This window comes from Kitasatospora sp. NPDC056783, assembly GCF_042789895.1.
In the GTDB taxonomy this organism is placed as follows: Bacteria; Actinomycetota; Actinomycetes; order Streptomycetales; family Streptomycetaceae; genus Kitasatospora.
The window spans coordinates 1-20,896 of record NZ_JBHUAF010000056.1; the positions used below are offsets into that span (position 1 = coordinate 1).

Sequence of the window (20,896 nt, forward strand, 5' to 3'; positions counted from 1 at the left end):
GATCTTCTTGTACTACCCCGGCTTGTGACCCTGGGGGTGGTGCGGAAGGTTCACCCGGGGCCCCACCCCGCGCACCGGTCACCCCGCCCTCGCGGGGAGCAGGCGGCCGGTCAGGCGCGCGTCAGCGCCAGCTGGTCCGCGACCACCACCCCGTCGTGCAGGACCGTGCGGTCGGTGCCCCGGTCCATGACGGCGCTGGTCGGGGTCTCGCCGTCGACCAGCAGGAGGTCGGCGCGGTCGCCGACCGCGAGACCGGGCCGGTCCCCGGTCCCCGTCAGCCGGGGCACCTCGTGGCTCATGATCGAGGCCCCGCCGAGGGTGGCGACCGCCAGGGACATCTCGATCAGGTCGTCGCGCCGGAAGTTGTTGACGAAGGCCAGCTGCCAGGTGCGGTCGAGCATGTCGCAGTTGCCGTAGGGGCTCCAGTAGTCGCGCTGCCCGTCCTCGCCGAGGCCGATCCGCACCCCCGCCTCCACCAGGTCAACCAGCGACAGGTGCCCGCGGCCGGACGGCGCCACGGTGGCCATGGCGATGTCGAGTTCGGCGAACTCGTCGATGATGCGGCGGCTGACGGACTCGCCGACCGAGCCGAGCTCGTAGGCGTGCGACATCGTGACCTTGCCCTGCATGCCGAGGGCCCGGGTGCGCTCGATGACCAGGTCGGTGGAGAACACGCCCAGGTGGCCGGGCTCGTGCAGGTGGATGTCCACCTCGACCTGGTACTTCTCCGCCAGGCCGAACACGATGTCCAGGTGCCGCTTGGGGTCGCGGTCCAGGGTGCAGGGGTCGATGCCCCCCATGACCTCCGCGCCCGCCTTCAGCGAGGCCTCCAGGTAGTCGACGGTGCCCTCCTCGCGCAGGATGCCGGCCTGCGGGAAGGTCATGATCTGGACGTCGGCCCGGCCCGCGAACCTCTCCTTCGCGGCCACCACGGCCTCGAACTTCTCCAGCTTGCAGTCCACGTCGACCTGCGCGTACGAACGCACCCGCGTCGTCCCTCGGGCGATCATCCGCTCCAGCGTCCCGGCGACGCGCTCGACGAGCGGGACCTCGGCCGAACGCCAGTTGTCCCGGTCGTTCATCGTCATCGCCCACACGCCCGGGGCGCCGGTGTGCGGCCGGAACGGCAGGCCGATCCTGGTCGAGTCGAGGTGGACGTGCACGTCGCTGAACGACGGCAGCAGCAGCCTGTCGCGGCCCTCGACCACCTCCCCCTCGGGGCGGGCCGCGGGGTCGTGCGGGCGGATCCCGGCGATGCGGGAGCCGGAGAGTTCGACGTCACTGGGGTCGCCGCCCCAGGGGCGGACGTTGCGGATCAGCACGGTTGTCGTCACCTTTCAGTGGTGTGGTGGTGGCAGGCGATGGCGCCGCTCGGCACGGTGTCGGCGCACCGGCGGGCCCGTTCCGGGTCCAGGCGTGGCCGCAGGTGGCAGCGTGAGCGGAACACGCAGCCGGAGGGCGGGTCGGTGGGGCTGGGCAGGTCTCCGGTCAGCCGGATGCGCCCGGCGCGGTCCGCGTCCGGGTCCGCCCGGGGGACGGCCGACAGCAGCGCCTGGGTGTAGGGGTGTCGCGGAGCGTCGAACACCTCGCGGGTGTCCCCGTGCTCCATGATCCGGCCCAGGTACATCACGGCGACCCGGTGGGCGAAGTGCTTGACCACGGACAGGTCGTGGGCGATGAACACGTAGGCGACGCCGGTGTCCCGCTGGATGTCCTCCAGCAGGTTGATCACCTGGGCCTGCACCGAGACGTCCAGCGCGGAGACCGGTTCGTCGCAGATGATCAGCCGCGGGCCCAGGGCGAGCGCCCGGGCGATGCCCACGCGCTGCTTCTGGCCGCCGGAGAACTCGTGCGGGAACCGGTTGTAGTGGTCGGGGCGCAGCCCGACCCGGTCCATCAGGTCCCGCACCGCGGCCTTGACGCCGCCACGCGGGGTGACGCGCTGGGCCAGCAGCGGGGCGGCGATCGCGCTGCCCACGGACTGGCGCGGGTTGAGCGAGGAGGACGGGTTCTGGAAGACCATCTGCACCTGCCGCCGGTACTCCTGGAGGTCGGAGCGGCGCAGTTCGGAGATCTCCCGGCCGTCCAGCCGGATGCTGCCGGAGGTGGGCTGGAGGAGCCGCATGAGCATGCGTCCGGTGGTGGACTTGCCGCAGCCCGACTCCCCCACCAGGCCGAGGGTCTGGCCGGCGTCGACCGAGAAGCTGACGCGGTCGACGGCCTTGACGCCGCCGCCGGAGCGGAAGACGCCGGAGCGGGCCGGGAAGTGCTTCGTCAGGTCGGTCACCTGGAGCAGCTGCGTCATCGGAGCGCCTCTCGGGCCGGTTGCGGGTGGGTCAGGTGGCAGCGCGAGGGGTGCGTCCCGGGGCCGGTCAGCTCCGGCCGGCGGGTGTGGCAGGCGTCCTCGGGCACGAGGTGGGTGTGCGGGCACCGGTCGGCGAACAGGCAGCCTTGGGGCAGGTCCAGGAGCGAGGGCGGGAAGCCCGGGATCGGGCGCAGCCGCTCACCCGCGTCCGTCAGCGACGGCATCGACTCCAACAGGCCCTGGGTGTAGGGGTGTCGGGGTGTCCTGAACAGGTCGGCGACGGAGGCCCGCTCGACGCAGAGCCCGCCGTACATCACCACGACCTGGTGGCAAACCTCGGCGACCACGCCGAGGTCGTGGGTCACCAGGATGACCGCCGTCCCGGTCTCGGCCTGCAACTCGCCGAGCAGGTCGAGGATCTGCGCCTGCACGGTCACGTCCAGCGCGGTCGTGGGCTCGTCGGCGATCAGCAGTTCCGGTTCGCAGACCAGGGCCATGGCGATCATCGCGCGCTGGCGCATGCCGCCGGAGAACTCGTGCGGATAGGCGTCGTAGCGCTTCCCGGGGTCGGGGATGCCGACCCGGCCGAGCATGTCGACGGCGGCGGCCGCCGCGGCCTTCCTGCTCACGGTGTTGTGCACCCGGTAGGCCTCGGCGATCTGCGCGCCGACCGGGTGGAAGGGGTGCATCGCGGACAGCGGGTCCTGGAAGATCATCGCGATCTTCTTGCCCCGGTAGGCGCGCATCCGCGCCTCGGTCAGCGCGTTGAGGTCCTGCCCGTCGAGCAGGATCTGCCCGGTGACGGTGGCCGAGGTGTCCTTGAGCAGGCCCATGAGTGCCTGGCTGGTGACGGTCTTGCCGGAGCCGGACTCGCCGACGATGCCGACGGTCTCCCCGCGCGACAGGGTCAGGTCCATGCCGTTGACCGCGTGGACGAGGCCGTCGTCGGTCGGGAAGGTCACCCTCAGGTCGCGGATGTCCAGCAGGGGCGCGGCGGGTGGTGTGGTCATCAGGAAGCCCTCACTCGCGGGTCGATGACGGCGTAGACGGCGTCGACCACCACGTTGGAGACGATGATGAAGAACGCGGCCACCATCGTGATGGCCATGATCACGGGCAGGTCGCCCGACTGCGCGGCGTGCACCGCGGTGAAGCCGACCCCGGGGACGGAGAAGATCTGCTCGGTGAGGACGGCGCCGCCCAGGAGCAGACCGATGTCCAGTCCGAGCATGGTGACGACGGGGGTGATGCCGGCCCGCGCGCCGTGGCGCAGGACGACGGCGGGCCGTGCCAGGCCCTTGGCGCGCGCCGTGCGCATGAAGTCCTCGCCGAAGGTCTCCAGCATGCTGCTGCGGGTGACGCGGATGTACTGCGCGCTGGACAGCACCGCCAGCGCCACCCACGGCAGCAGGTAGTTGAGGAACCAGGCCCCCGGACCGGCGGGCCCGAACGGCGAGGAGATCGCGTTGGTGGTGAACGGCAGCACGTGGAGCGTGCTGACGAAGACCAGCAGCAGCAACAGGCCCGTCACCGGGATGGGCAGCGACACCCCGACCGAGGCGGCGCCCACGATCAGCTTGTCGGTGAACCGGCCCTTGCGCAGCGCGGCGAGCAGGCCCAGGCCCACGCCGGCCACGGTCCACAGCACGATCGCGCCGCCGGCCACGGACAGGGTGTACGGCAGGGCCCGCGCGAGGACGGCCGTGACGTCCTCGTTGGTCTGGAAGGACTTGCCGAGGCAGGGCCACTCGCACAGGGTCTCGGTGCCGGGGGCGCCGATCATCCGGCCGTGCAGCAGGCCGGACATGTAGTCGGCGTACTGGGTCAGGAACGGCTTGTCCATCCCGAGGGCGACCCGGGCCTCGGCCACCCGGGCGGGGGTGCACTCCTGGCCGCAGGCGGCCGCGGCCGGGTCGGAGGGGCCGAGCTGGAACAGGCTGAACGTCACGAAGCTGATGACGAGCAGCAGGGCGATCATCGCGGCGCAGCGCCGCAGCAGGAATCCGGTCATCAGCGTTCGACTCCCACGGCCGACAGGTCGATGCCGCCGAAGAAGTAGCCCACCTGCGCGCCGCGGACCTTCGAGCCGACGACGCTGTTGGTGTAGGTGCGCACCAGCGGGACGAGCGGGTAGTCCTGCATGGCGCGGTCGAACAGGGTCGCCCACTTCCGGCCCAGTTCCTCGCTGGTGCCGTTGGTGCCCCGCAGCTCGTACATGGCCCGGGAGACCTCCGGGTCGAAGTAGCGCGGGATGTTGGAGAAGCCGTAGGTCGTGCCGTCCACGCTGGGGCCGAGGTTCGGGTCGACCGTGGTGCGCACCGAGCCGCTGTCGGCGCCGCCGCACCAGCCGCTGCGGGCGATGTCGGGCATCTGGTCGCCGGCGAGGGTCGTGAAGTAGTTGGCCGCCGGGATGGGGCGCAGCTCCACCTCGATGCCGATCTGCTTGAGGTTCTGCTGCAGGGTGGTGCCGATGTTCTTGTAGCGGGGGCTGCTGTCGGCGTAGCCGTAGACCAGCTTCTTGGGGACGGTCCTGCCTTCCAGCAGCTTCTTGGCCTCGTCCGGCTTCGGCTTGCCGGAGGGGTCCAGGGCGGTGTGCTGCTCGACGTAGCCGCGCTGTGCCGGGTTGATGTAGGACTGGGTGAGCTGGCCGAACCGGTTGCCGCCGTACTGGAGGTGCATGGCGGCGCGGTCGATGGCCAGCGCGATGGCCTTGCGGACCTGCGGGTCCTCGATCGTGCGGGTGTTGAGGTCCAGGACGTCGGTGCAGCCGAGGAGGCCGGCCGCGGTGCGCTTCTTCACCTCGGGCGTGTTGAGCTGGGAGGCGTCGGACACCTGGAGGCCGCCGTTGCTGTCCAGGGTGATCGCCGTCGGGTCGGAGTCGGCGAGCAGTTGCTGGCTGATGGTGGCCTGCGCGGTGGAGAGGCTGAAGGTGAAGGTGTCCGGCAGGGCCGGGCGGTTGGGGTCGGTGGCCGGGTCCCACTGCTCGTTGCGCACGAGCTGCATCGAGCGGCCGCGCTGGTACGACTTGATCTTGTACGGGCCGGAGGAGACGGGGTGGTTGGTGTAGTCGAGCCTGGTGTCCGCGCCGCTGGGCACCGGCGCCGTGTTCGAGCGGGAGACCAGGGCCGGGAACTCGGCGAAGGGCTGCTTGAGGTGGAAGACGACCGTGCGGTCGTCCGGGGTGTCGATGCCCTTGAAGTCGCCGCCGGTGTAGGGGCCCTTGTAGGTGTCGTCGGCGAGCGCGGAGTTCAGCTCCTGCGGCGCCTGGGTGTAGACGTCGCGCGCGTAGGTGCGTTCGACGCCGTACTTGACGTCCTTGCTGGTGATCGGGGTGCCGTCCTCGAACTTCAGCCCGTCCCGCAGGGTGTACGTCCAGGTCAGGCCGTCCTCGGAGTGGGTGCCGAGGTCGGTGGCGAGGTCCGGCACGATCGTGGGCGGCTGTCCCGCCGTCTCCTTGGCCATGGTCAGCGTGCGGTAGTACAGCTGGCCCACGTTGGCGGTCTGCACGTAGTTGCTGTTGCCGGGGTCGAGCGTCTGGAAGTCCGTGGACATCAGGACGTTGATGTTGCCGCCCCTGGTGTCGAAGCCCTTGCCGACGTGGACGGGGTCGAAGGTGCCGCCCGCGGCTCTGGCGGCGCCGGAACCGGGGGCGGGCTTGCTGCCGCTGCAGGCGGTCAGGGCCATCGCGGTGGTCAGGGTCAGGGCAACCGCGGCTGCTGTGCGTCGCTGCACTGCGTCTCCTCAGGTACAGGTGGGGGAAGTGGGAGGGACGTCGGACGCCTCGAACGGAGGGGGTCGAAGCGCGGGGGAGGTGGGTTCAGTGGCGGGAGGCCTTGGGGTCCAGCGCGTCACGGACGGCGTCGCCGAGCAGGTTGAAGGCCAGCACCGTGATCACGAGCGCGCCCGCCGGGACGGCGAGGAACCACGGATCGGACAGGTACCAGTTGCCGGCCTGGGCCGCGTTGAGGATCTGCCCCCACGAGGGCGTGGGGTCCTTGACGCCGACGCCCAGGAAGGACAGGGCCGCTTCCGCGGTGATGTTGGTGGGGATCAGCATGGTCGCGTAGACCAGCACGACGCCCATCACGTTCGGGATGATCTGCCGGAAGATGACGCTGCGCCGGGACGCCCCGTAGGCGCGGGCGGCCTCCACGAACTCCTGCTCCCGGAGGGACAGCACCTGTCCTCGCACGATGCGGGCCAGGTACGCCCAGCCGAAGAAGCCCAGGATGATCACCAGTGAGGCGACCGGCAGCAGGCTCCCGGAGTCGAGCGCGGTGCCGCCGAGGCGGGACTGCAGGATCGGGGTCAGCGACAGGACGAGCAGCAGGTGGGGGAAGGCGAGGAACAGGTCCATCACCCGGCTGATCACCATGTCGACCTTGCCGCCGAAGTATCCGGCGGCGGCGCCGATCACGGTGCCGAGGAACACCGACACCAGCGTGGACAGCAGCGCGATGACCAACGAGATCCGGGCGCCGTGGGCCATGCGCGCGAAGAGGTCGCGGCCCAGGCCCGGTTCGAGGCCCAGCCAGTGGTCCGGGGACGGGAACCGGTAGTACGTCAGCGGCAGGCCCGGGGTGTCGACCTCGTCGAGGTAGTCGGGCCCGGTCAGGGAGGTGTACGGGTCGTGGCCTTCGAGGGACGTCAGCAGCGGGGCCAGGATCGCGAACAGGATGATCAGGGCCACGACGACCAGCGCGCCCACGGCGACGCGGCTGCGGCGGATCCGCAGCCACGCCGTGCCGAGGAGGGTGCGCGCGCCGGCCGGTTCCGCGGCGGGTGCCGGGGGTGTCGTGGCGGGCGGTGGGGAGAGGGTGGCCGCCTGCCGCGTGGCCGGCTGCTCTGTGGCCGCCTGCTGGGCACGGGGCTCCGACGCGGCGGCGGGGGGCGTCCGGCTCGGCGGCACATGCGGATCCAACACGTCGGGTCCTCCGGCGCTTGGGGGTGGGGGGTGACCCGGACGGTATACCGAAATCAGGATTCGCCACCAGACCTGACAGCAACAAAAAGGTCGATCCGCGTGTCGGGCGACGTCTTCGCAGCGCCACCGAGGCCGCCAAAAATCGCTTCTACCTGCGAATATGTGCGACTTGGCGATGCCCCGCGGCCGACTGCAACAGGGCGCGCCGGATGTCACGATGTGGACGCCAGGCACGCCTCTCTTCCCCACTTGGTATGCCAGCCTCTAGGTTGTCCGTACTCGACACCCCCTCACTCGACAGCCCCCTCAGGAGGTCCCATGCGCACGCGCTGGCGCGCCCGTCACGTCCTCGCCCACCAGAACGGCGGCCACGCCCTGCTGCGCGACGGGGAGGTGGTGTGGGAGGACGACGTCATCGTCCACGTCGGCCGCGACTACGACGGCCCGGTCGACGCCGACCTGGACCTCGGTGACTCGCTCGTCATGCCCGGTCTGATCGACCTGGACGCCCTCACCGACATCGACCACCTCGTCCTCGACTCCTGGCAGGCCCCCGGCCACGGCCGCGGACTCCAGTGGTCCCGGGACTACTTCGACCACCGACGCCACGACGTCTTCACCCCCGAAGAACGGCGCACCGTCCGCGAGTTCGCCCTGGCGCAACTGGCCCTGCACGGCATCACCACCTACATGCCGATCGCCTCCGAGGTGCACAGCTCCTGGGCCGAGCCGTACGACGAACTCGTGGCGATGGCCGAGACCTCACGCCGCATCGGACTGCGCGGCTACCTCGGACCGGCCTACCGCTCCGGCGTCAACGTGGCACTGCCGGACGGCAGTCGGGACGTCGCCTTCGACGAGGAACGGGGCCGCGCCGGACTGGCCGACGCCGTCCGCTTCCTCGACCACCTCGACCGGCTCGCGGACCCGCTGCTCACCGGCGTCCTGCTGCCGTGCCGCATCGAGACCCTGACCGCGGACCTGCTGCGCGAGACGGCCGCCGTCGCCCGCGGCCGCGACGTCCTCGTGCGACTGCACGCCCTCCAGGGCACCCTGGAACGCGAACTGGTCGAGCGCCTGCACGGCGTGACGCCCATCCGGCTCATCGAGGACACCGGCCTGTTCGGCACCCGGCTGCTCATCCCCCACACCATGCTCGTCGACCGCCACCCGTCGGTGCACGGCGAGGACCGCGGCGACCTGGACCGGCTGGCCCGGGCCGGCGTGTCCGTCGTGCACTGCCCGCTGACCTCACTGCGCTACGGCTCGGTCCTGCACTCCTTCGGCGCCTACCGGGACGCCGGCGTGAACCTCTGCCTGGGCACCGACTCCTTCCCGCCCGACCTGGTCCGCGGCATGGACACCGGCGTGCACCTCGCGAAGCTCGTCGACGAGCGGTTCGACGCGGCCCCCGCCGAGCACTACGTCGAGGCCGCGACCCTCGGCGGCGCCCGCGCGCTGGGCCGCGCCGACCTGGGACGACTCGAACCCGGCGCCCAGGCCGACCTCGTCGCCTTCGACCTCGCGGACATCCGCGACGGCGTCCAGGACGACCCCGTCCGCACCTTCCTCCTCAGCGGCACCGCCCGCCAGGCCACCCACTCCGTCGTCGCGGGCCGGCCGGTCCTGGTGGACCGCGCGCTCCCCGGCGTCGACCTCCCCGCGCTGCGGAACCGGGCCCAGCACCTCTTCGATAAGATGCGGGCGGCTTACCCCGAACGCGACTTCCTGCGCCGGGACGCCGACACCCTCTTCCCGCCGACCTTCCCCCACTTCCGGATCCAGGCATGACCGACGAACCCGCCACCTCGACCCACGTGGACCGCGCCGTGGCGTGCATCCGCGCCGGCATCCACTCCGGCAGCCACCCGCAAGGGTCCAGGCTGCGCGAGCGCGAACTCTCCGAGTCCCTCGGCGTCTCCCGCATCCCGGTGCGCGAGGCACTGGTACGACTCGCCGCCGAGGGCCTCGTCGTCACCGAGCCGCGGCGCGGCGCCACCGTGCGCCGCCTCACCCTCAGGGACGTCGACGAACTCTTCGACCTGCGGCTGAGCCTGGAGGTGTTCGCCGCGGGCCGCGCCGCCGAACGCTGCGCCCAGGGGCACCACCATCCCGCGCTGCGGCAGATCATGGACCGGGCCGAGGAAGCGACCCTGCGAGACGACGCCGCCGGCATCGCCGCCGAGAACACCGCCTTCCACGCCGAGATCATCACCATGACCGGCAACCGGCTGCTGCAGGCCTCCCTCCAGCCCTCCCTCGGCCTGATGCACTGGCTGTTCCGCCTCACCTCCACCGAGGCCGGCCCGCGCCTGCACTGCGCGGAACACCGGGAGATCTGCCGCGTCATCTACTCGGGCCGGCCCAAACTCGCCGAGGCGCTCTCCTACGCCCACATCGACGTCCGTCGCGAACCGGTCCTCCAGGCGCTCTCGGAGGTGCTCCCGCCCGCGTAGCCGGCGGTCCTGTTCCGCGCGTACGGCCGCGGGGTCAGCGGGTCTTCGCCCGCTCGGTCCCGCGGCCGCCCGACAGCGCCACGACGAGCACCAGCAGCACCAGACAGACGCCGCCGAGCACCCACAGCACGGTGTGGAAGGCGCCGTCGTAGGCGTGGACCAGGAGGTCGGTGAAGCTGCCGCGCCGCGCCTCGGCGACCCGTCCGGCCGGGCCGGAGATGTTGCCGCTCGCGACGGTCCCGGCGACGGCGGCCGGGTCACCGGCACCGGCGTAGCCGGCGACGTCGTCCCGGGTCCTGCCGCTGATGACGGTCGCGAGCAGCGAACCGTAGACGGCCACGGCGACGGCCTCGCTGCCGAGCCGCATGGTGTTGAGGAAGCCGGCGGCCATGCCGGCCCGCTCCGGAGCGACGAGTTCCAGGGCCTGGCCGTCGACGAGGCCCGCCGCGAGGGCGTATCCGGTGCCGGTGACCAGCATCGGCGCGGCGACCAGCCAGAGGTTCACCCCGGGCTCGAAGAGTTGGAGGCCGACGACACCGACCACCAGGAGGACCAGGCTCAGGCGGATGATGCCCATCGCGGAGACGCCCTTGGCGACGAGCTTGGCGGCCACCAGGGGAAGGACCAGCATCGGGACCGTCAGCATCAGCATGACCGCACCGGCCGCGCCGCTGGAGTAGCCTCCGGCGGCGGCGAGGTAACCGGGCAGGTAGGTCAGCATGGTGACGAAGCCGAAGGAGCCGGCCACCGGCACCAGGCAGAGCGCCAGGAACCGGCGGTCGGCGACGACGCCCAGGTCGAGCATCGGGTGCTCCACGCGCTTCTCCACCACGGCGAAGAGCGCGAGGACGGCGATCGTGCCGGCGAACAGGCCGAGCACGCCCGGTCCGGCCCAGCCCCACTGCGAGCCCTGCGCGATGCCGGTGGTGAGCAGCAGCATGGCGAGGACGAACAGGGCGGAGCCGAGGACGTCGACGCGCGCGCCCTCGACGCGGTTCTCCCGCACGGCGCGGCCCATGGCCGGGACGGCGAGCAGGACCAGGGCCAGCACGATCACGTGCACGGCGAACACCCAGCGCCAGCCGGCGCTCTCGACCAGCACGCCGGACAGCGACGGGCCGAAGGAGACGCCGAGGCCGGCGACGGTGCCGAAGAGCGCGAACGCCCGGCCGCGGGCGGGTCCTTCGAAGACGGTGGAGAGCAGCGCCGCGCCGCAGGAGAAGATCGCGGCGCCGCCGATGCCGGCCAGGGCACGGGCGACGTCCAGCAGGATCACGTCGCCGGCGAAGACGCTGACCAGCGACGCGGCCGCGTAGACGGTGGCGCCGAGGGCGAAGGCGCGGACGCGGCCGATGATGTCGGCGATGGACCCCCAGGCGAGGGTGAGGCACGCGAACGCCACGTTGAAGGCGTTGACGACCCATTGCAGGGGCACCAGGCCGGCGTCGAGGTCGGAGCCGATGTACGGCAGCGCCACACCGGTGCCGGAGATGGACGTCGGGACGACGAAGACGGCCAGCAGGACGGCGGCCAGGATCAGCGTCTGCCGCCGGCGCCCTGACGCCCGGGGTCCGGCGTCCTCCCCGGCGAGGGGGGATTCGGTCTGTGCAGCCATGGTGGGGAAGCTCCCGTTCCGGAGGGCTCCGAACCTTAGGTTCGGTTTCTATCGAACCTAAGGTTTTCAGGCGGCAGAGGTATCATGCAAATCGAACCTGGCCCACGGCTGCGGCCGGCGAGCGACGGAGAGGCGGAGCGATGGTCGACGCGGAAGGCCACCCGAGCCGGGACGAGATGGAGCTCCCTACGGTCCTGAACGCCCTGTCGGACCCCTTGCGGTACAGGATCGTCCAGGAGTTCGCGGGACTGCCGGAGGGCACCGAGCGGACCTGCCTGTCCTTCGGGCTGGAGGTCTCGAAGTCCACCCTCAGCCACCACTTCCGAGTCCTGCGCGAATCCGGGCTCGTCCAGCAGATCGACCGGGGCAACAGCAGGAAGGCGCACCTGCGCCGGGAGGACCTGGAGGCGCGCTTCCCGGGGCTGCTCGCCCTGATCGGCCAGAACCCGCCGCCCCCGGCGGAGCCGAGCGGGCGCCCCGCCCGCCCGGCACGGGGAGCCTGACCCCGGGCCGGAAGGTCGCCCCGGGGTCGACCGGGTTCCCACCCGAGGGCGTCGCACTGCGGAAAAGTACGCCAACAGACGTATCCCGTACCGGAATTCGGCCATCGAAGCGACATGCGTCCCGCACGGGCGACGACCTGCGGCCCGCACCGACAGCTCGGTGAGGAACTGTCGATGCGGGCCGCCGTGGGCGCCTGGAGGTCAGATCCGGGTGGAGAGCGGGACGGACACCTGCTTCATCCAGGCCCCCGTCGCGAAGTCACGGGCCCTGATGACGACGCGGTCGCGGTGGACGTCCACCTGGAGGCCCTGGTTGAAGTGCCCCGGGACGGTGACCTCGCCGCCCTGCCCGTTGTCGGCGAAGCCGGTCTGGACGGCGCCGGTGTTGATCACCGAGAAGCCGTCGAGGTTGGCGGTGCCGGGCACGACGCGGCGCACGTACCAGTCGGAAAGGGTGAGGTCCCAGTGGGTGTGGCCGCTGAAGAGGAACACGTCGCGGTGGCGCCCGAGCAGGCCGAGGAGGCGGTCCGGCTGGAGGTAGTCGCTCATGTAGATCTTGCTGCGGGTGCCGGAGACGGTGTTGGGCAGCGGGTGGTGGGTGATCACCATGACCGGCTTCCGGCGCCGGGTCCAGTACTGGAGGCGCTCCTCCAGCCACTGGAACTGGGCGTCGCTGATCCACACCTCGTCCCACAGCGCCTTGTCGTGGAAGTGCATGTAGCGCTCGGTGCCCAGCGTCAGCACGGGGATGCCGCCGAAGGTCGTCTCCGCGTAGATCGAGGAGCGCTTGGCGAAGCGGTAGAAGCTGCGGAAGAGGGAGTCCTCGGTGGTGCCGTTGGGCCAGGTGCTCTGGGCGAGCGTGTTCGGGTCGGACCACTTGGGGACGTAGAACTCGTGGTTGCCGATGGCCCAGGCGATCTCGCGGGGCTTGGGGCCCTGGTCGAGGACCTTCTGCACCTCGGCGTACTCGAAGTCGTAGCCGCGCGGCGTGATGTCACCGGCGACGGCCAGGCCGGTGGAGCGCGGGTTGGTGGCCTTGATGTCCTTGAGGGCCTGGGCGAAGTCGCCGAGGTCGCCCTGGATGTCGCTGATGACGTTGAACGACGTCACCAGACCGCCGTTGCCGTCGCCGTTGCCGCCCTTGCCCTGGTCGTTGTCGTCGCCCTGGCCGTTGCCCCGGCCGGAGTCCGCCGAGGCGGTCCCCTGGGCGAGGCCTCCGAGGATCAGTGCTCCGGCGGTGGCGCCGAGCAGAGATCTGCGTTCCATGGCTCATTTCCTTTCACTGCGCACGGGCCGGAGGGGTGGCCGGACCCGCACTTCGGACCAGACCCGTTATCAATATGCGATCAACCGGGACCTCCGGTGAACGGGCAGGTGAACAGCCCCTGACGGCTGGCCGAGCCCCGGGGAGGCGCCGAGCGGATCGCCGCCTCGTACGCCCGGCCGAGGCGGCTGCTGGAGGACCAGCGCTGCGGGGCAGGCCTCAGGGCCACGCGAACGGGTCATGGCCCGCTCGTTGTCCTGTGGCTTCCCGGCGCATGTCCGGGGAAGCCGGCCGCGAGAAATCGGTGAGACGCTCGGCCGGGCTCTTCCCGGCCGGGCGTCTCACGTGAACCGGTTCCGAATTCGGCGGCCCCGCCGTGAATCCCCGCGGATTCCGTCTCCCGTTCTTTTCACCACCGGCAGTGGAACCGGCCCGATCCCGGCGAGTTCGCCCGCCTCAGCTGTCAGGAAGGGCTCTTCACCGGCTTCCGAAGCGTCGGCGCCCACCAGGCCCGTCGAGCGCCACCAGCCACCGACCACAGGTGCGGAAGGAGGATGCCGAAGGCTGCCCCGAAAATCCGGATGCCTCCCCCCGACCGACCCGGTAACGTGCGCCGGTATGGCATCGAACCTGGAACGCCCGCCACGCCAAGCGGACGAACGGACCGCGCTCATCGGCTGGTTGGACCTGCAACGGCAGATCCTGCGCTGGAAGTGCGAGGGGCTGGACGACAAGGACGCGCACCGCGCCGTCATCCCGACCTCCCCGGCCATGACGATGGCCGGTCTCGTCTCCCACATGCGCTGGACCGAGCACATCTGGCTGGAGGTGGTCTTCCTCGGCGGCGACAAGAAGCAGAACCCGGCGTTCGACGAGTCGAGCGAGGACGCCGACTGGCACACCGGCGGCCGGCCGCTCGCCGAGCTCCTCGCCGAGTACGAGGCCCAGTGCGCCCGCAGTAACGAGATCGTCGCCGCGGCCTCCCTGGACGACATCGGCCGCCACCCCGACTTCCGCGACGGCAGCGCCAACCTCCGTTGGATACTGATCCACCTCATCGAGGAGACCGGGCGGCACGCGGGGCACGCGGACATCGTCCGTGAGCTCGTCGACGGCACCAAGGGCTACTACTAGGGCCTGGCCGGGAGCCGGCGCGGCGGCACCGCCGGACCGGCGACCCGGGTCAGTGCCTCCAGTGCCTCCAGCTCCGAAGGCCGGGCACCGTGCGCGGCGAGATAGGCCGGGATCGAGCCGTGGTGGCTGCGGATCCAGACCAGCGCCCGCCGCAGATGGCCGGCGGCGACCGGTCGGCTGCCGTGCCCCGCGGTGGCGGCGGAGGTCGCGGCGGTCAGGCCCAACTCGGCGTTCGTCCGCAGGAAGTCCCCGGTGACCTCGGCTTCGGTCGCGCCCAGCAGCGTCTGGATCACGGCGATCACCACGCCGGTCCGGTCCTTCCCCGAGGCGCAGTGCACCAGGACGGCCGGACCACCGGGCGCGATGAGCCCGCGGAGGACCGCGACCGCGGACCTCCCGGCGTGCTCGGCCATCGCCGGGTAGAGCTCCAGCTGGTCGTCCGGCCAGCGCTGCTCGGCGAACACCGGGGCGTGCACGTACGCGAGGCCGGTGCCGAGCAGCGCGTCCGGCCCGGCCGCGACCTCGGGGAGGCTGCGCAGGTCCACGACCGTGCGCACGCCCAGGCCCTCCAGGGACCGCGCGCCGTCGGCGGCCAACTCGCGCAGCGCGCCGGAGCGGTAGAGCAGGCCCTCGCGCAGGGAGCCGACTCCCCCGGCGTCCCGGAAGTTCCGCACACCGGCGACGCCGCCCCGTACTGCGCCGCTTCCCGTCTCGTCCACGATCATGCCGCCACGGTAGCCCCCAGGGGACGGCTCAGTCGTGGAGGGTGACGCCGGGCAGGGGCCGCCCCTCGGCGTCGAACAGCGGGGTGCCGCAGAAGCAGTGCTCGCCGACCAGGGTTTCGGTCGACGGCAGCTCCCAGACCAGCATCTGCGAACAACCCGGGCAGTCCAGGCTGACCAGGGCCGCACCGGACTCCGAGCCCCAGGCCCGCACCGGGAAGCCCTGGTACGTCAACCCGGCCGACTCGTGCTCACCGGCCGGCGCGACCAGGACCTCGTAGGCGTCGGCGCCGTTGTCCCACACCAGGAGGGCGCAGCCGAGTTCGGCCAGCACGCCGGCCAGATGATCGAGCTGGCGGACCGGGAGGTCGCCGCGGCGCAGCGCCGGGTCGGCCTCGGCCTCGCGGCGGACGGCGTCGGTGTCGACACCCGTCGGCTCCACCCCGAAGGCCCGTACCCGCCCGGCCACGAACGCCGCCAGCAGGCCCGGCTCATCCTCACCGGGCCAGTCCATCGTGAACATCACACGGTCGACCCCGACCCCGCCGGCCCGCTCGCCGGGGGTCAGTACCAGGTGCTCCAGTTGTTCCAGGGCTTCGGCTTCCGTCACGGCGATCACGCTACCAACCGCCGCGCGGCGGGCGGCGTCCGGGCCCGCGCTGCCGCCGGGCCCGGCTCAGCCGTCGAAGTCGTCTCCGGTCAGGCGTCGAGCACCTGGCCGTCGCGCTTGACGACCGGCCCTTCCGTCGACCACGGGAACTCGATCCAGTCGTCGGTCCGCTTCCACACGTACTCGCACTTCACCAGCGAGTGCGCCTTCTCGTAGATGACGGCGGACCGGACCTCGGCGACGTGGTCGAGGCAGAAGTCGTGCACCAGCTTCAGGGTCTTGCCCGTGTCGGCGACGTCGTCGGCGATCAGCACCTTCTTGTCGGTGAAGTCGATCGCGGCGGGCACCGGCGCCAGCATGACGGGCATGTCGAGAGTGGTGCCCACGCCCGTGTAGAACTCGACGTTCACCAGGTGGATGTTCTTGCAGTCCAGCGCGTACGCCAGACCGCCCGCCACGAACACCCCGCCGCGGGCGATGCTCAGGACGAGGTCGGGCTCGAAGCCGTCGTCGGCGATCGTCTGCGCGAGTTCGCGCACCGCCCGCCCGAAGGTCTGGTAATCCAGGGTCTCTCGTACATCAGTCACGGCGATCAGTGTCCTTCGCCGTCGGCCGGGTGGCGAGCACCGGCACGCTCAGGACCGCAAGTGTGGCGTTTCCCACGCCGGCGGCACGTCCGGTCAGCGCGCGGGCTCCAGCACGAAGACGGGAATCACCCGGTCCGTCTTCTCCTGGTACTCGGCGTACGGCGGATACGCGGCGACCGCGCGCTCCCACCACTCGGCCCGCTCGTCCCCGGTGACCTCACGGGCCGTCATGTCCTGGCGCTCGGGCCCGTCCTGGAGCTCCACGTGCGGGTCGGACGTGATGTTGAAGTACCACTCCGGGTGCCGGGGGGAGCCGCCCTTCGAGGCCACGGCCGCGTACCGCCCCTCGTGCTCCACGCGCATCACCGGGGTCTTGCGGATCCTGCCGCTCTTCGCTCCGCGCACCGTGAGGATGATCACGGGCAGTCCCGTGTCCAGGAGCGTTGTCCCTTCTGTCCCGCCCGAGCTCTCGTACAGTTCGACCTGATCGCGCACCCACTGTGCCGTACTCGGCTCGTACTCGCCCTCAAGCGGCATCGCGTTCTCCTCGTCACGTCTTGAAGTGCGGCGCCCGGCAGTGGGCCGGGTGAAACGCCGGGCGCCCACGACTGACCGCGACGAGGATCGTCGGGGCCCTTGTTCCCACTCCGGTCGCGGACACCTCCCGGGCGAGGCAGCATATCCAGCCCCGGCGCCGCCGGCCCGCATTCGCCCCTCGACTCGCGCGGCGAGGACCACTTCACCGGCGAGAGCCCCGAGCTATCGCCACCAGGTACGCGATCCGCCGTACACCCGCCGCCCACGTCCCCGCCGTCCGGCCGGGACCGGCGCGCTCCCGTCCTCCCCGGAGGCGATGCGTCGCTACCTCCGAGGGGTGACACCACCTCAGCCTTCGTGGCGAGGCCCCAACGGCCGTGCGCCGCCTACCGTTCGGACATGACCAGACTCCGTCGCGCCGCCGTGGCCACCGCCCTCGCCGTCGTCCTGCCGTTACCGATCGCCGGGGCGAGTTCGGCGCTCGCGGCACCCGCGCCCGTGATCGCCGGCACCACCGCCGCCCCCTCCTCCGCCGCCCCCGTCGCGGAGGCGTCCGCCGCACGTCCCGACCTGCCCCGGCCGACGGGGCCACACGCCGTCGGCCGCGGCACCCTGCACCTCGTCGACGGGGACCGCCCGGACCCGTGGGTGCCGTCCGCCGGGGCGCGGCAGCTGATGGTGTCGATGTACTACCCGGCCCGCCCCGGGACGGGCGGCCCGGCGGCCCCGTACCTGACCACGCAGGAGGCCCGGCTGCTGCTGGACTTCCAGGCACCCGGTGCCGACCTGCCCGCCGAGGCGATCACCGGCCTCCACCCGTGGGCGCGCACCGACGCGAGCCCGGCGCCGGGCAGGTTCCCGCTCGTCGTCCTCTCCCCCGGCTTCACGCTCCCGCGTGCCACCCTCACCGGCCTCGCCGAGGACCTGGCGAGCCGCGGCTACGTCGTCGCCGCCGTCGACCACACCTACGAGACCTCCGGCACCGCCTTCCCGGACGGGCGCACCCTGGCCTGCGCCATCTGCCAGGACCCGGACGACGCCACCGTCGCGGCCGTCCCCCCGAGCCGGACCGAGGACGTCGCATTCGTCCTCGACCGGCTGACCGGCCCCCGCCCCGCCTGGCCGTACGCCCGCATGATCGACCGGGACCGGATCGGCATGGCCGGGCACTCCATCGGCGGCAACGCCGCGGCCACCGCCATGGCCGCCGACCGCCGGATCCGCGCCGGGATCAACATGGACGGCGAGTTCTTCGACCCGACCCCCGGAGCCGGGCTGGACGGCCGGCCCTTCCTGCTGCTCGGCACCCGGTCCGTCCACAACCCCTCGGGCTGGGACACCAGTTGGAACGAGGCCTGGACCCGCATGGACGGCTGGAAGCGCTGGCTGTCCGTCACCGGATCCGACCACGGCAGCTTCACCGACGGCCCGCTCATCGAGGCCCGCGCGGGCCTTCCCGCCCCCGAGGCGACACTCGCCCCGCTGCGCGCCGAGAAGATCACCCGGACCTACGTCGGCGCCTTCTTCGACCTGCACCTGAAGGGCGTCCCCCAGCGGCTGCTCGACCGCCCGTCACCGGCGTACCCGGAGGTCGTCTTCGAGCAGCCCTGACGGAAGACCCGGCGGGGCGCTCCCTGGGGGCGTCCTGCCCACCCGCCGTGGAGTGGTGTCCCGGGCTACGGGGGCATCACTCCGTGGATGCGGGAGAGGGTGAACATCCGTTCGTCGTTCCGCAGGTGGCACCAGGCGTGGAGGTAGGGGGCATCCAGTTCGAGTCGGTCGAGCGTGCGGACGGTCGTGTTGCCCGACGTGGCCACGTACTCGACCGTGACGGCCTGCCCGTTGTCGACGGCGTGGGCCAGCTGGCGGACATCCGTGAAGGAGAGGTTGCGCGCGTACCCGGCGATGAGCTCCTCGGTGTCGCTGTCGTAGGGGCGGCCGTCGTCCGGGTCGGGCTCCGGACACTCCTGCGGGGCGCCCCGCAGACGGGTGGCGAGGGCGCGCAGGTCGACGGCGGTGCGAACGTCCGCGGTCCGGTCGCCCGCGGTCCGGTCGTCCGTCCGTCGCGGGCGGAGCCTGCCACCGGACGGACGCGGGGGCGGGACCGGACTCGCCGCGCGGGGGCGCTGGGCCCGCTCGACGCGGACGGACCCGTCGGGCTTCTCGGCGACGGGGGCGTAGCCGGCGGCCCGCAGTGCCGCGAGCGTCTTGTCCGGCGGGGTCCGGCTGATCAGCACCGTCGGTGCCAGCAGCCGCAGCCCGAGCGGGGCGAGCTTGCGGTGTGCGGCCAACTCGGCCAGGAGGGCGGGCTCCTCACCGTGGATCACGCACGCCGCGGCGACGACGCGCACCCGGCCGTGGCCCCGCGCGGTGTCGTGGATCAGGTACGAGAGCGGCTGCGGGAGCGGTTCGACGGCGACGGCGGCCAGATCGGCCGTCAAGGCCTCGGGGGTCAGGCCCGCGTCGAGGGCACGGCGGACGCCCGCCGGGCCGAACCGCCAGACGGACGCCGCACCGGTGCTCTCCCGGTCCGCGACGGAGTCCAGCAGCGCGAGGAGGTGCGCCGACGGCGTGCCGGAGACCACGGCGGTGAGGTCGCTGCCGAAGCGGGCGGTCCCGCTGGCGGCGGGCAGCAGTCGTCGGCAGGCGTCCGTCAGGGCTTCGGCGTCGTCGGCGCGCAGGGCGGCCCCGATCGGGGACACCGCCCCGAGGGCGAGTGCGCCGAGCAGTTCCGCCTCCCGGATCAAGGTCCCGAACGGCGTGACGTCCTGCGGGAGTTCGTCGGCGAGCGGGCGGAGCCACCCGAGCAGCTCCCCCAGGTCCGCGGAGTTCGCCGCGCCTTCGCCGGCCGGGAGCCGCGACGCGGCCGCGAGCAATCCGTGCCGGGCCTGTAGGCAGCCTCCGCAGGGCGGTGCCCCGGCGAGCGCCGGCAGGGCCTTGCCGTCCTCGTCGCGGCTCCCGCCGGGGGTCAGCGGCAGCGCCCACCAGGCCCGGAGCAGCACCGCGAGCTGGTCGGCCGGTTCCTGCTCGGCCCAGGTGTCGTAGGACGCGGTCGCCGCGACCCGGTCGCCGTCCCGCGCCAGCAGGCCGGCCGCGCTCGCCGCCTCCAGCACGAGGCGTACCGGGAACTCGTCGCACTGGGCCGCCTTGCCGATCCGGGAGACCTCACGGGCACCGACCCCGCCGGCCTTGAGCCGGGCCGGTGGAGCGGCGGCGCACACCCCGAGGACGGACACGGCGTGGGCGGCGAACGCCATCGAGGCGGCCGCGGCTTCCCGTTCGATCTCCGAGGCGGTGACGGGCATGGACCGCACGTCGGGCGGGACGGGGGTGAACGGGGCGTGCCAGCCGGAGCCGCGCAGTGCGAGCGCCACCTCCGCGGGCATCCGGGCCGGCCCGTTCCAGCGGTGGTCCCGGATCAGCAGCCCCCGCTCCAACGCCCACTGCTCGCCGGGCTCGGAGGCGAGCCGCGGAGCACCGAACACGATGAAGCCCGGTCGCTCCGGAGCCTCACGTGCCCGCTGCTCGAGGAGTCTCCGGGCGGCTGCGGGCGCCTTGGCCATCAACGCGGCGATCCGGGCCGGATCACCGTGGTGGTCGACCAGCGCCGCCAGCCGCTCCTGCTTCCTGTTGGCGGCGGGTTTGACACCGAGCTTCGCCACCATGCGGCCCAGTTCGTCGGAGTTGGTGCCCGCGAGGAGCCGCACGAGCGGCGCGTCCAGCCCCAGCGGCGAGCGCCACACGTCCCGCAGCGGCGCCACCATGTGCAACCGCCCGTCGTCGGCCGGCCACACCAGGGCGCGATCGGCCAACTCCTCCAGGGCGGCGTCCAGTCCGTCGGCGCGGTCACCGCGTGTCGCGTCCAGGAAGCCCGCCAGGTCGTCCCGTGACACGGCCGTCCGCGCGGCGACGGCCTCCGCCACCTGTAGGCACGCCAGCGTGAGCCGGGGCAGGACCGACGCCACGGACGCCGGACGCTGAAGACGGTCCGCCAGCTCACCGACCGCTCTCGGCTCCGGAGCCGACACGGCGTCCGGGCGCGCCGCCAGCACCCGCTCCAACCCGGCCACGTCCAGGCCGCGCAGCCATGCGGCCAGCGCCGATCCGTTCTTCCCGCTGATGGGGCACCTCACCACGTAGAGGACGTCCTTGCCCGGGCCGGAACCGGCCGGGGTCACCAGGATGACGCACCGACGGCGGTGGACGCGACGAGGGCCGGACCGCATGGTACGGTCCGGC

Annotated in this window: 18 protein-coding genes; 5 read left to right on the plus strand and 13 right to left on the minus strand. The window is 72.3% G+C overall.

Annotation, left to right across the window (positions count from 1 at the left end; genetic code table 11):
- Nucleotides 1–110 precede the first annotated feature (110 nt).
- The 6 genes from ACFRMQ_RS11665 to ACFRMQ_RS11690 form a co-directional block, all read right to left on the minus strand.
- Entirely contained in the window at nucleotides 111–1,322 is a 1,212-nt protein-coding gene (locus ACFRMQ_RS11665) for an amidohydrolase family protein (RefSeq protein WP_380729625.1), read from the minus strand.
- 8 nt (nucleotides 1,323–1,330) lie between these two features.
- A complete protein-coding gene (locus ACFRMQ_RS11670; RefSeq protein ID WP_380729579.1) occupies nucleotides 1,331–2,305 on the minus strand; it encodes an ABC transporter ATP-binding protein in 975 nt (324 codons plus the stop codon).
- Nucleotides 2,302–3,315 (minus strand): ABC transporter ATP-binding protein, encoded by a 1,014-nt coding sequence (locus tag ACFRMQ_RS11675; protein WP_380729581.1) that lies wholly within the window; start codon nucleotides 3,313–3,315, stop codon nucleotides 2,302–2,304. The genes ACFRMQ_RS11670 and ACFRMQ_RS11675 overlap by 4 nt, the downstream gene beginning before the upstream one ends.
- Nucleotides 3,315–4,316 (minus strand): ABC transporter permease, encoded by a 1,002-nt coding sequence (locus ACFRMQ_RS11680; RefSeq protein WP_380729583.1) that lies wholly within the window; start codon nucleotides 4,314–4,316, stop codon nucleotides 3,315–3,317. The genes ACFRMQ_RS11675 and ACFRMQ_RS11680 overlap by 1 nt, the downstream gene beginning before the upstream one ends.
- Nucleotides 4,316–6,037: an ABC transporter substrate-binding protein gene (locus ACFRMQ_RS11685; protein ID WP_380729585.1), complete on the minus strand. Its 1,722-nt coding sequence runs from the start codon at nucleotides 6,035–6,037 to the stop codon at nucleotides 4,316–4,318. The genes ACFRMQ_RS11680 and ACFRMQ_RS11685 overlap by 1 nt, the downstream gene beginning before the upstream one ends.
- An 85-nt stretch (nucleotides 6,038–6,122) precedes the next feature.
- The gene (locus ACFRMQ_RS11690) at nucleotides 6,123–7,229 is read right to left on the minus strand and encodes an ABC transporter permease (protein WP_380729587.1); all 1,107 of its coding nucleotides are present in this window, start codon (nucleotides 7,227–7,229) and stop codon (nucleotides 6,123–6,125) included.
- Nucleotides 7,230–7,547: 318 nt separating this feature from the next.
- Between ACFRMQ_RS11690 and ACFRMQ_RS11695 the strand changes: the two genes are divergently transcribed.
- Nucleotides 7,548–9,020 (plus strand): chlorohydrolase family protein, encoded by a 1,473-nt coding sequence (locus ACFRMQ_RS11695; RefSeq protein ID WP_380729589.1) that lies wholly within the window; start codon nucleotides 7,548–7,550, stop codon nucleotides 9,018–9,020.
- Entirely contained in the window at nucleotides 9,017–9,685 is a 669-nt protein-coding gene (locus ACFRMQ_RS11700; protein ID WP_380729591.1) for a GntR family transcriptional regulator, read from the plus strand. The genes ACFRMQ_RS11695 and ACFRMQ_RS11700 overlap by 4 nt, the downstream gene beginning before the upstream one ends.
- A gap of 34 nt (nucleotides 9,686–9,719) precedes the next feature.
- Here ACFRMQ_RS11700 and ACFRMQ_RS11705 read toward each other — a convergent pair whose 3' ends face one another.
- A complete protein-coding gene (locus ACFRMQ_RS11705) occupies nucleotides 9,720–11,300 on the minus strand; it encodes an MFS transporter (RefSeq protein WP_380729593.1) in 1,581 nt (526 codons plus the stop codon).
- A 140-nt stretch (nucleotides 11,301–11,440) separates the two neighbouring features.
- Between ACFRMQ_RS11705 and ACFRMQ_RS11710 the strand changes: the two genes are divergently transcribed.
- Nucleotides 11,441–11,803: an ArsR/SmtB family transcription factor gene (locus ACFRMQ_RS11710; protein ID WP_380701724.1), complete on the plus strand. Its 363-nt coding sequence runs from the start codon at nucleotides 11,441–11,443 to the stop codon at nucleotides 11,801–11,803.
- A 201-nt stretch (nucleotides 11,804–12,004) separates the two neighbouring features.
- Here the strand turns inward: ACFRMQ_RS11710 and ACFRMQ_RS11715 are convergent, their stop codons facing one another.
- Complete coding sequence (locus ACFRMQ_RS11715) at nucleotides 12,005–13,069, minus strand: metallophosphoesterase family protein (RefSeq protein WP_380729595.1); 1,065 nt, start codon at nucleotides 13,067–13,069, stop codon at nucleotides 12,005–12,007.
- 616 nt (nucleotides 13,070–13,685) lie between these two features.
- On the opposite strand from ACFRMQ_RS11715, the gene ACFRMQ_RS11720 reads away from it, so the two are divergent.
- Nucleotides 13,686–14,201: a DinB family protein gene (locus ACFRMQ_RS11720; RefSeq protein WP_380729597.1), complete on the plus strand. Its 516-nt coding sequence runs from the start codon at nucleotides 13,686–13,688 to the stop codon at nucleotides 14,199–14,201.
- Here the strand turns inward: ACFRMQ_RS11720 and ACFRMQ_RS11725 are convergent.
- From ACFRMQ_RS11725 to ACFRMQ_RS11740, 4 genes are all read right to left on the minus strand, one after another.
- Nucleotides 14,198–14,926, minus strand: coding sequence for a tyrosine-protein phosphatase (locus ACFRMQ_RS11725; RefSeq protein ID WP_380729599.1), 729 nt, complete (start codon nucleotides 14,924–14,926; stop codon nucleotides 14,198–14,200). The two genes, ACFRMQ_RS11720 and ACFRMQ_RS11725, sit on opposite strands and share 4 nt — an antisense overlap.
- Before the next feature lie 28 nt (nucleotides 14,927–14,954).
- Nucleotides 14,955–15,533, minus strand: coding sequence for a hypothetical protein (locus ACFRMQ_RS11730; protein WP_380729601.1), 579 nt, complete (start codon nucleotides 15,531–15,533; stop codon nucleotides 14,955–14,957).
- Between the two features lie 89 nt (nucleotides 15,534–15,622).
- A complete protein-coding gene (locus tag ACFRMQ_RS11735) occupies nucleotides 15,623–16,120 on the minus strand; it encodes a phosphoribosyltransferase (RefSeq protein ID WP_380729603.1) in 498 nt (165 codons plus the stop codon).
- A 93-nt stretch (nucleotides 16,121–16,213) separates the two neighbouring features.
- Complete coding sequence (locus ACFRMQ_RS11740; RefSeq protein WP_380729605.1) at nucleotides 16,214–16,657, minus strand: nitroreductase family deazaflavin-dependent oxidoreductase; 444 nt, start codon at nucleotides 16,655–16,657, stop codon at nucleotides 16,214–16,216.
- Between the two features lie 399 nt (nucleotides 16,658–17,056).
- Between ACFRMQ_RS11740 and ACFRMQ_RS11745 the strand changes: the two genes are divergently transcribed.
- Nucleotides 17,057–18,268, plus strand: coding sequence for an alpha/beta hydrolase family protein (locus ACFRMQ_RS11745; protein ID WP_380729607.1), 1,212 nt, complete (start codon nucleotides 17,057–17,059; stop codon nucleotides 18,266–18,268).
- Nucleotides 18,269–18,333: 65 nt separating this feature from the next.
- Here ACFRMQ_RS11745 and ACFRMQ_RS11750 read toward each other — a convergent pair whose 3' ends face one another.
- Nucleotides 18,334–20,835: a helicase C-terminal domain-containing protein gene (locus ACFRMQ_RS11750; RefSeq protein WP_380729609.1), complete on the minus strand. Its 2,502-nt coding sequence runs from the start codon at nucleotides 20,833–20,835 to the stop codon at nucleotides 18,334–18,336.
- Nucleotides 20,836–20,896 lie beyond the last annotated feature (61 nt).